The sequence below is a fragment of the Gammaproteobacteria bacterium genome (assembly GCA_033720895.1).
In the GTDB taxonomy this organism is placed as follows: Bacteria; Pseudomonadota; Gammaproteobacteria; order Natronospirales; family JAJUFS01; genus JAWWBS01.
The window spans coordinates 1-10,495 of sequence record JAWWBS010000067.1 but is presented as its reverse complement, the minus strand read 5'-3'; the positions used below and the strand labels follow the sequence as shown (position 1 = coordinate 10,495).

The 10,495-nt window shown below is 65.1% G+C and carries 9 protein-coding genes; all 9 read left to right on the top strand.

What is annotated here, in order from left to right; all coding sequences use genetic code 11:
• The coding region (gene mnmG, locus R3217_09265) for a tRNA uridine-5-carboxymethylaminomethyl(34) synthesis enzyme MnmG (GenBank protein MDX1455631.1) at window positions 1-1,806 on the top strand (1,806 nt) is incomplete at its 5' end.
• Entirely contained in the window at window positions 1,796-3,403 is a 1,608-nt protein-coding gene (locus R3217_09260) for a peptide ABC transporter substrate-binding protein (protein ID MDX1455630.1), read from the top strand. The genes mnmG and R3217_09260, both read left to right, overlap by 11 nt.
• Before the next feature lie 115 nt (window positions 3,404-3,518).
• Entirely contained in the window at window positions 3,519-5,192 is a 1,674-nt protein-coding gene (locus R3217_09255; GenBank protein MDX1455629.1) for a peptide ABC transporter substrate-binding protein, read from the top strand.
• Window positions 5,193-5,205: 13 nt separating this feature from the next.
• Complete coding sequence (gene oppB / locus R3217_09250; GenBank protein ID MDX1455628.1) at window positions 5,206-6,144, top strand: oligopeptide ABC transporter permease OppB; 939 nt, start codon at window positions 5,206-5,208, stop codon at window positions 6,142-6,144.
• A 26-nt stretch (window positions 6,145-6,170) separates the two neighbouring features.
• The gene (locus R3217_09245; protein MDX1455627.1) at window positions 6,171-7,040 is read left to right on the top strand and encodes an ABC transporter permease subunit; all 870 of its coding nucleotides are present in this window, start codon (window positions 6,171-6,173) and stop codon (window positions 7,038-7,040) included.
• Entirely contained in the window at window positions 7,037-7,471 is a 435-nt protein-coding gene (locus R3217_09240) for a hypothetical protein (protein MDX1455626.1), read from the top strand. The genes R3217_09245 and R3217_09240 overlap by 4 nt, the downstream gene beginning before the upstream one ends.
• The gene (locus tag R3217_09235) at window positions 7,461-8,435 is read left to right on the top strand and encodes an ABC transporter ATP-binding protein (protein ID MDX1455625.1); all 975 of its coding nucleotides are present in this window, start codon (window positions 7,461-7,463) and stop codon (window positions 8,433-8,435) included. Before R3217_09240 ends, R3217_09235 begins: the two co-directional genes overlap by 11 nt.
• Entirely contained in the window at window positions 8,428-9,393 is a 966-nt protein-coding gene (locus tag R3217_09230) for an ABC transporter ATP-binding protein (protein MDX1455624.1), read from the top strand. Before R3217_09235 ends, R3217_09230 begins: the two co-directional genes overlap by 8 nt.
• A 106-nt stretch (window positions 9,394-9,499) precedes the next feature.
• On the top strand, window positions 9,500-10,453 hold the full coding sequence (locus tag R3217_09225) for an SPOR domain-containing protein (protein MDX1455623.1): 954 nt from the start codon (window positions 9,500-9,502) through the stop codon (window positions 10,451-10,453).
• The last annotated feature ends 42 nt before the right edge of the window (window positions 10,454-10,495 follow it).

Genomic DNA, 10,495 nt, shown 5'->3' with positions numbered 1-10,495 from the left:
GCGCGCACGCTGTTGTTGACCCACAACATCGAAACGCTGGGCCAGATGAGCTGCAACCCGGCCATCGGCGGCATTGGCAAGGGCCACCTGGTCAAGGAAATCGATGCCCTCGGCGGCATCATGGCGCATGCTGCCGACCAGGCAGGCATCCAGTTCCGCACCCTCAATGCCCGCAAGGGGCCGGCCGTTCGCGCGACGCGCGCCCAGGCCGACCGGGTGCTCTATCGCCAGGCCATTCGGCGCGCCATCGAGAACCAGCCAAACCTGACCTTGTTCCAGCAGGCCGTCGATGACCTGATTGTCGAGGCGGACGCGGTAACCGGCGTCGTCACCCAGATGGGTCTCGAGTTCCGGGCCCGCACGGTCGTGCTGACCGTCGGCACCTTCCTGGGTGGACGCATTCATATCGGGCTGTCCAACTACCAGGGCGGCCGGGCCGGCGACCCGCCCGCCAATCGCCTGGCCGAGCGGCTGCGCGCCTTGCCGTTCCGGGTCGATCGCCTGAAGACCGGCACGCCGCCGCGCATCGATGGCCGCAGCCTCGACTTCTCGAAGTTCGACGAGCAAGCAGGTGATGATCCCCGCCCGACGTTCTCCTATCTCGGCTCGCCCGCCGAGCATCCGCAGCAGCTGTCCTGCTGGATTGCGCGCACCAACGAACAGACGCACGAGATCATTCGTGCGGGTCTTGACCGCTCGCCCATGTACAGTGGCGAGATCGAAGGCGTGGGTCCGCGCTACTGCCCGTCGATCGAGGACAAGGTGCAGCGCTTTGCCGAGCGCAACTCCCACCAGATTTTTGTCGAGCCCGAAGGCCTCGATACCCACGAGATCTATCCGAACGGCATTTCGACCAGCCTGCCTTACGACGTGCAGGAAGATTTCGTGCGTTCCATCCCCGGCTTCGAGAATGCTCACATCACCCGGCCGGGTTATGCGATCGAATACGATTTCTTCGATCCGCGCGACCTGGACTACAGCCTGGAAACGAAATTCATCAGCGGCCTGTTCTTTGCCGGCCAGATCAACGGCACGACCGGCTATGAAGAAGCCGCAGCCCAGGGGCTGCTGGCGGGCATCAACGCCGCGCGCCGCAGCCGGGACGAAGCGCCATGGTGGCCGCGCCGCGACGAAGCCTATCTTGGCGTCCTCGTGGATGACCTGATTACCCAGGGCACGCTGGAGCCCTACCGCATGTTCACGTCGCGCGCCGAGTACCGCTTGATGTTGCGCGAGGACAACGCCGACATGCGCCTCACCGAAGCAGGGCGCACGCTCGGGCTGGTCGATGATCATCGCTGGGACGCCTTCAATGCCAAGCGCGATGCGGTCGAAACGGAAAAGAAACGCCTTGATCGCCTGATGGTGACGCCGCAATCCATCGATCCGGAAAAGGCAGAGCGACTTCTTGGCGCGCCGCTCGGCAAGGAAGCGCGCGCGACGGAGCTGTTGAAACGTCCGGAGATGACCTATGCACGCTTGCTGGAATTGCTCGGCGAGTCAGCCAGTGACATCGATCCTGCCGTGGCCTTGCAGGTGGAAGTGCAGTCCAAGTACGCCGGCTACATCGACCGCCAGATGAATGACGTGGCCCGCAACCGCAAGCACGAGGATCGCCGCCTGCCGCTGGATATCGATTACGAGAACATCGACGGCCTGTCGAACGAGGTGCGCCAGAAGCTCGCCGATGTGCGTCCGGCCACGCTGGGCCAGGCGTCACGCATTGCCGGCATGACACCCGCCGCAGTGTCGTTGCTGCTCGTGCACCTCAAGAAGCGCGACCTCGAGGAAAAACGTGCGTCCTGACAGTGCCCTGCGCTTCGTGGCCGGGCTGGCGCTGGCAGTCCTGCTGACAGCCTGTGATTCGCCCGAACCGAAACCAGCACCAACAGAAATCGTCATTGGCAACTCCGCGGATCCCGGCACGCTCGACCCGCACCGTGCCGAAGGCGTCCCGGCTCGCAACATCCAGCGCGACCTGTTCGAAGGCCTGGTGGCACGAAATCGCGCCGGCGACCTGGTGCCAGGCGTGGCCGCGGAGTGGCAGTACGATGCCGACACGCTCACCTGGACTTTCTCGCTGCGTGACGATGCGCGCTGGTCGAATGGCGATCCGCTGACGGCAGACGATTTCGTTCGCAGCTTCCAGCGGGCCCTGTCGCCGAACACGGCCGGCGTGGTGTCCGAGACCCTGCTGCCGATCCGCAATGCCGCCGCCGTGATCGCTGGTGACGTTCCTCCTGCCGAGCTGGGCGTCAGTGCAGCTGATGCACTGACCTTGAAGATCCAGCTTGAAGGGCCGACGCCATATTTCCTGGCCTTGCTGGATCATCCATCCACGGTTCCCGTCCATGCCAGCACTGACGAGTCTGCCGAACTGGTCAGCAACGGCGCGTATCGATTGCTTGAATGGCGAGTCAATGACTACGTCCTGCTCGAAAGGAACCCCCACTACCGTGACGCAGCATCTGTCGCGATTGACCGGGTGCGCTTCCTGCCGATCTCCGACATGTCGGTGGAGCTGAATCGTTTTCGCGCCGGCGAGCTCGACATCACTTACGGCATCCCGCCCGGACGCATGGCCTGGCTTGCCGAACAATACCCCGATGCCCTCAGGGTCAACCCCTGGTTCGGGGTCTACTACCTCGGACTGAATGTCGACGACGAGTCCTTGAACGATCCAGGGGTCCGTCGCGCCCTGGCCATGGCCATCGACAGGGAAACGCTGGTCGAATCGATCACGCCTGGCGGCGAGACCGTGGCATTCAGCTGGGTTCCCGCCTTCGATGGCTATCCGCTGGTCGTTCCCGGGTGGGCAGCGGGAACGCTGCAGCAGCGGCAGGATGAAGCAAGACAGATCCTGGCGCGTGCCGGTTATGACGAGAACAACAAGCTGTCGCTGGACATCCTTTATAACAATCGCGATCGCGACCAGCGCATCATGTCTGCGGTCGCCGCGATGTGGGAAGAGTCCCTGCCGGTCGAAGCGCAGCTGGATGCCCGCGAGTGGAAGGTCTACCTGGGCATCAAGCAGCGCAAGCTCGCCACGCAGGTGTTCCGATCAGGCTGGATTGGCGAATACCAGGATCCCTTCACCTTTGCCGAGGTCTTTGGCAGCACGCACGGCATGAACGAGTTCAACTGGGCCAGCGAGCGCTACGACGCGCTGCTGGCACAAGCCAGGGAGACGGAGGATACCGCCGCCCGCTTTCGCTTGCTGGCCGAAGCCGAGCGCATCGTGCTGGACGAGTTGCCGGCAATCCCGCTTTTCCATTACGCCAAGGCCCGGCTGGTTTCGCCACGTGTCGAAGGCTATTCCACCCATCCGCTGGATCATCACTACACCCGTCACCTCTCCTTCCGCCGCGAAGCGGGGGAGCACGAGGACCGCCGGCCCGATTGAGCATGGCGTGACGCGGCACTGGACGCTCGACGCATTCGCGGGTCATCATGCCCCTTGAGTTGCACAGGCCTGGCTGGCTCGGGCCTGTCACCGAAAGCCGTTCTCAGGGGGATTCATGCACACTCGTTTCGGGTTGGCAGCAGCGTTCATCATCACGTGCCTGGGGATTCTCTACTTGCTGCCGGCGGCAACCGAGGGGCCCGTTCCATCCCCGCCGCCGGCCGAAGCCACGGCCATTCCGGCAGAGCACGCCGACACGAACGGGCTGGCCGCCGAGCAGGTCCTGCATCGCGGCAACTTCCTGGAACCGGAAACGCTGGATCCACACAAGGCCCGGGGGGCGGAAGCCGCCAACATCCTGCGCGACCTTTACGAAGGCCTGACTCGCGAGGGTGCCGATGGCAGCATCTTGCCGGGTGTCGCTCGCAGCTGGGAAGTCAGCGAAGATGCGCTGCGGCACACCTTCCACCTTCGCCCTGACGCGCGCTGGTCGAACGGCGATCCGCTGACCGCCGCTGACTTCGTGTTCGCCTTCCGGCGCAGTGTCGATCCGGCGACCGGTTCGGTGTTCGCGGATTACTTTCGTGTCATTCGTGGCGCCGATGACGTTCTCGAGGGCGGGGCTGTCGAGCAGCTGGGCGTACATGCCCGCGATGCGCACACGCTGGTCATCGAACTGATTCGCCCGGTTCCCTACCTCCATGACCTGCTGGCACATCACAGCACCTACCCGGTGCATCGCCCGTCGCTGGAGCAACATGGCGAACGCTTCACCCGCCCGGAACACCACGTTGGCAACGGCGCGTTCAGGCTGGTCGACTGGCGCGTGAATGACGTCATGCACCTGGCGGCCAATCCCGAGTACTGGGATGCGGCGGCGGTTCGCCTGAGCGATGTCTATTACTACCCCATCGATGACAGCGAGGCCGAGTACAACCGCTTCCGCGCCGGCCAGCTCGACATCACCCAGACGCTGCCGGTGGCCCGCTATCGACAGCTGGCCGAGGACTCGCCGGAGGCCTTGCGCGTGGCGCCCTACCTCAGCACTTATTACTACGGCCTGAACGTGCAGCAGCCGCCGTTCAAGGGCGCCCCCGGGTTGCGCCGCGCCCTGTCGCTGGTGATCGACCGCGATGTGATTGCCGACAAGGTCCTGGGCATCGGTGAACTGCCGTCCTGGTCGTTGACGCCGCCGGGCATGGCGGGCTATCCCGAGGTCCGCCTCGACTATGCCGACTGGCCGATGGCGCAGCGCCTGGCCGAGGCCCGCGAGCTGTATGCGGCCGCCGGCTATGACGAGGACCAGCCGCTGGAGCTGGAGGTACGCATCAACAGTGGCGAGGTCCATCGCAAGGTGGCCCTGGCCGTTTCCACCATGTGGCGGCAGGCGCTGGGCGTGGAAACCAGGATCATCAGCGAGGAGTGGCGGGTGTTCGTACAGACGCGCCGCCAGCGCCAGGACACGCAGGTGTATCGTGCGGGCTGGGTGGGGGATTACAACGACCCGCTGACCTTCCTGCAGACCCTGCTGCCGGGCAGCCCGGTCAACGACACCGGTTACTCCAGCGAGCAGTATGCCCGCACCATGTTGCTGGCCAACGAGGAACGCGATCCCGAGCGCCGGATGGAACGCCTCGCTGCCGCCGAACGGCTGATGCTGGCAGACCACCCGGTGATTCCCCTGTATGTCTACGTGAGCAAGCACATGGTCGCGCCGCATGTCGGTGGCTGGGAGGACAACATCATGGATCACCACCCCAGTCGTGACCTTTTCATTCGTGCGCATTGAGGGTCTTGCGGACATGGTCGCCAGGCTTTTCGACAGTTACCTGCTAAGGCGCCTGCTCGGCACCGTGCCGACCCTGCTGGTGCTGGTGACCATTGCCTTTTTCCTGGTGCGTTTCGCGCCGGGTGGTCCCTTCGATTACGAACGCGCGCTGCCGCCGGAAATCGAGGCCAACCTGCTTGCCCAGTACCACCTCGATGAACCGCTGTGGAAACAGTATTTCCGCTACCTGGGCGATTTGCTGCAGGGCGACCTCGGCCCCTCCTTCCAGTACCGCGATTATCGCGTCAGTGAACTGATTGCCGCCGGCCTGCCGGTGTCCATGTTGCTGGGCGGCCTGTCGGTATTGCTGGCGCTGGTACTTGGCGTCCTGGCCGGCATGGTTGCCGGGCTGAAGCAGGGCCGTGCCGCCGACAACACTGTCATGGCGCTGGCGATGACCGGGATATCCATTCCGAATTTCGTGCTGGCGCCGGTGCTGGTGTTGCTGCTGGCGGTATGGCTGGGCTGGTTGCCGGCCGGTGGCTGGAACGGCGGCGCTCCGGCCAACCTGGTCATGCCGGTGATTGCCCTGGCACTGCCACAGCTCGCCTACATTGCCCGGTTGACGCGCTCCAGCCTGCTGGATGTCATGAGCAGCGATTTCATTCGCACGGCCCGCGCCAAGGGCTTGCCGGACAGTGTCATCCTGCGCCGCCATGCCCTGAAGCCGGTCCTGCTGCCCGTGATTTCCTACCTGGGACCGGCGGCGGCGGCCGTAATGACGGGTTCCGTGGTCATCGAGCAGATCTTCGGCATTCCGGGGGTCGGCCGCTTCTTCGTGCACGGGGCGTTGAATCGCGACTACACCCTGGTGCTGGGCGTGGTGATTTTCTACGGCCTGATCGTTGTCTTGTTCAACCTGCTGGTCGACCTTTGCTACGCCTGGCTGGATCCGCGGGTGAGGTTGCGCTGATGAAGACGCAAAGCACCGGGACAACCATGGAGGGCCAGCCGCTGTTGCGGGCAACGCCGTGGCAGCTTCTGATGACCGATCGCAAGGCGAGCACGGCGCTCGCCATACTGTTGCTGGTCGTCGTGACGTGCGTGGTGGGCCCCTGGCTCAGTCCTCACGATGGAGCGACCGCGGACTGGTCGATGATGGCGGCACCACCCGGCTTTGCCAACGGCCACTGGCTCGGCACCGATCCGCTGGGTCGCGACCTGCTGGTCCGCACCCTGGAAGGGGGTCGCCTGTCGCTGGCCGTCGGCCTCGCAGCTACCGTGGTCAGCATGCTGATCGGCATTGCCTGGGGCGCCATTGCCGGTTACTTCGGTGGCCGTGTCGATGCGGTGATGATGCGCATCGTCGACATTCTCTATGCCCTGCCATTCATGTTCTTCGTCATCCTGCTGATGGTCCTGTTCGGTCGCAACCTGTTGCTGTTGTTCATTGCGATCGGCGCGGTCAACTGGCTGGACATGGCGCGCATCGTGCGCGGCCAGACGCTGGCCCTGCGGGAGCGCGAATTCATCCTCGCGGCAAGGACCATCGGCGCCCACCCGCTGCACATCATTCGCCGGCATATCGTGCCGAACCTGCTCGGCGTCGTCGTGGTCTATGCCACCCTGACCGTGCCGCAGGTCATCCTGGTCGAGTCGTTCCTGAGCTTCCTCGGCCTTGGCGTACAGGAACCGGCGGCATCCTGGGGATCGCTGGTCAGCGAGGGCGCACGGGAAATGGAAATGGCCCCCTGGATGCTGCTGTTCCCGGCCGGCTTTCTTGCCACCACCCTGTTCTGCCTGAACTTCATCGGTGACGGCCTGCGCGATGCGCTGGATACCCGGTCCGTGGCGGGAGCAAGACCATGAGTTCGCGCCACCAGCGGTTTTTCGACGCCGTGTACCGCGAGCTGTTGCTGATGGCGCTGGCGGTCAGCTACCTCTTCGCGGTGCTTGAATCCTACCGGGCAGTCAGCCGCAACCTGCCGGATGACCTGTGGCTGGCGGTCGGCAACCCGCTGGTCACCCTGGCCCTGGTCCGCCTGCTGGTCACCGGCATTGTTGCCGTGCTGGTCAGCCTGCTCGCACTGTTGCTGCTGCGGCGCTGGCGCCTGTCCTTGCACGGCGAAGAGCTGTTCAGGCTGGGGATAGTCGCGGGTACCTTGTTGCTGCTGGTGGAAACGCGCTGGCAGGAAAGCGTCTATCCCGGCTGGACCACGCTGCTGCGCGCATTGCTGGTGGCGGCCGCGCCGCTGTTGCTGGGGCATTGCCTGCGCCGGAGGCCCGTCGATGCTGCTTGATATCCGCAAGCTGAACGTCCGCTTTGCCATGCAGGGTGGCACCGTGCACGCGGTGAATGGTGCGAGCTTGCAGGTGGCGCACGATGACATCGTGGCCGTGGTCGGCGAGTCGGGCAGTGGCAAGTCACAGACGTTTCTCGCCCTGACCGGCCTGGCGGGCGGCAACGCCGAGGTGCGTGGCGAGGCCTGGTTCGAGAGCCGCAACCTGCTGGCCTTGTCGCCCAAAGTGATGCGCGGCGTGCGTGGCCGGCAGATCGCCTACGTCTTCCAGGATCCCATGACCGCCCTGAATCCCTACCTGACCATCGGCAAGCAGTTGCTGGAAGTGATCCAGGCGGATGCCGACAGCCAGCGGGGCAGTGCCCGACAGGCCGTGCTCGACATGCTCGAAGCCGTGCGCCTGCGCGAGCCGGCCAAGCGCTTCTCACAATATCCGCACCAGCTTTCCGGCGGCCAGCAGCAGCGCGTCATGCTGGCGATGGCCTTGCTGGCCAGGCCGCGCTTGCTGATTGCCGATGAGCCGACCACGGCTCTCGATGTCACGGTCCAGCGGCAGGTGCTCGACCTGCTGCAGCAACTGCAAGCCGAGCTCGGCTTCTCCCTGGTCCTGATCACGCATGATCTCGGTGTCGTTGCACGCCTGGCCCGCCGGGTGGTGGTGATGTATGGCGGTCGGGTCATGGAAGCGGCCAGTGCGGAGGATTTCTTTGCGGCGCCACGGCACCCTTACAGCCGGGCCTTGCTGGCCGCCGCACCGCGCCTTACCGGTGACTTGCCACGGCCGATACCCGGCCAGCCGCCGCGCCCGACCCATTCGCCACCGGGTTGTCCTTTTGCCGCGCGCTGTCCGCAGGTCATCAATACCTGCCAGCAGCCCTTGCCGTGGCAGGAAGTGGCGCCCGGTCATCACGTGGCTTGCCACCGGGTGGCAGAGGCTGATGCCATGGAGGTCGAGGATGACTGAGCGCAGCAATCTCCTGGAAGTGGAGAAGCTTGGCGTGACTTACGGTAGCGGTCGGCATCGCCTGGTGGCTGTCGATGACGTCAGTTTTGCACTGCCTGCCGGTCGAACCCTCGGGCTGGTCGGCGAATCCGGCTGCGGCAAGTCATCACTGGCGCGTGCCATCCTGCGGCTTGAAGAGTGCACGGGCGACGTTCGATTCTGCGGCCAGGACTGGCTGGCACTGGATGGCGGCGCCTTGCGCCAGGCACGCCGCCAGCTGCAGGCCGTGTTCCAGGATCCGCTGGCATCGCTGGATCCCGGACTGACGGTGCGCCAGAGCCTGCTGGAACCGCTGCGCGTGCATCGGCCGCATGATGCACCCGACGAGCAGCAGCAGCGCGTCACGCGCATCCTGCGCCGCGTCGGCCTGGACGAAGAATACCTCGATCGCTACCCGCACGAACTGTCCGGCGGGCAATGCCAGCGTGTCGGTATCGGTCGTGCACTGGTCAGTTCGCCCGCGCTGGTCGTGCTGGACGAGCCGGTCAGCGCCCTCGACATGTCGATCCGCGGCCAGATTCTCGAATTGCTGGCCAGCCTGCAGCAGGATTCCGGTCTCGCCTTCCTGTTCATTGCGCACGACATGACGGCGGTGCGTTACCTCTGCCATGATGTCATGGTTATGTACCGTGGCCGCATCGTCGAGGCGGCCAGTCGCGAGCAGCTTTTCGAACATCCGGCACACCCTTACACGCGCGAACTGTTGCGCGCCGTGCTGCCTCCGGACCGGCACACCCAGCCGCCACCGGATGCGAGGCCGATCGATGTGGCGGCAATGGCTGGAGCCGCCTGCCCGTTTGCACCACGCTGCCGTTTCGCCACCCCGCAATGCGAGGACGAGACACCGGCCCTGCGGGACCTGGGCGGTGGACACCAGGTTGCCTGCCACCATGCCGAGGCCTTGCCAGGCTGGTCGTAAGTCGGTGACTCCAGGGGCGGGCGCCTGGTTTCCTGCCGTTGGCTGAAATGTTCGTGGCCCTTGCCGGGTCTGTTCCAGTCTTACCCTCGATCCATTGGAGAATCGCATGTCCTTCACGATCAGATTGTCGACCCTGCTGCTGCTGGCGGCTGTTGCATGGCCTGCCGCTGCCACGCTGCCTGCCGATTCGGTGATTGCCTCGCTGCAGTCGCCCGCCTGGATCGAGCGGAATGGCGAACGAGAAGCCCTGGAGCCCGGCGTGTTGCTGCAAGCCGGCGACGTTCTGCGGACGGGTCCTGGTGGCCGCATCCAGGCCGAGCTCAGTGAAGGATCGCTGCTCAAGCTCGGCGAAGAGGCCAGCCTGGCCACCGAGGAGCTGGTACAGCCCGTCGTTCGCGCGGCAGCCACGCCAGCGGTGAGCGAGGCCGAATCCGGCAAGGCGGTCGACAGCGAACAGCCAGCGGGCATTTTCCAGGCAACGCTGAATGTCCTGAAGGGCGCCTTCCGCTTCACCACGCAGCTGGTTGGCAAGCAACAAAAGCGCAGCGTCGATGTACGCTTCGGCGCCGTGACGGCGGGCATCCGCGGCACGGATATCTGGGGCAAGTCCGGCCCGGACCGACATTTTGTCGTGCTGCTCGAAGGCAGTATCGAAGTCACCGCACCGGGAGCGGCGGATCCGATCAGGCTGGAATCACCCCTGCAGGGCGTTTCGCTGACCGCGGGCGCAAGCGCGGCGGAAACACTCACGTTCGACCTGCCAACGGTGCAACAGCTGGCGCCAGAGACCGAGTTGCAGCCAGGCAGCGGCGTGCAGAGCCGCGACGGGCGCTGGTATGTGCAGCTTGCATCGCTGCAGCAAAGCAGCGATGCGGAGCAGTTGCGCGCTGCACTGGCGCAGGCTGGCTATCCTGCTGACGTCCTGCCGGTCGATCTCGATGGCCGGCGCTACCATCGTGTCGGGCTGGGACGGCTGCTCAGCGCTGCCGATGCCCGCGCCGTTGGCGAGCAACTGACGGGCCGCTTCGGCATCGAGGGATTCTGGGTGCTGCGCCGCTGAAGCGCCCTCGCCGCTGGTCATGACCCCGGTCGGCACGCTGTC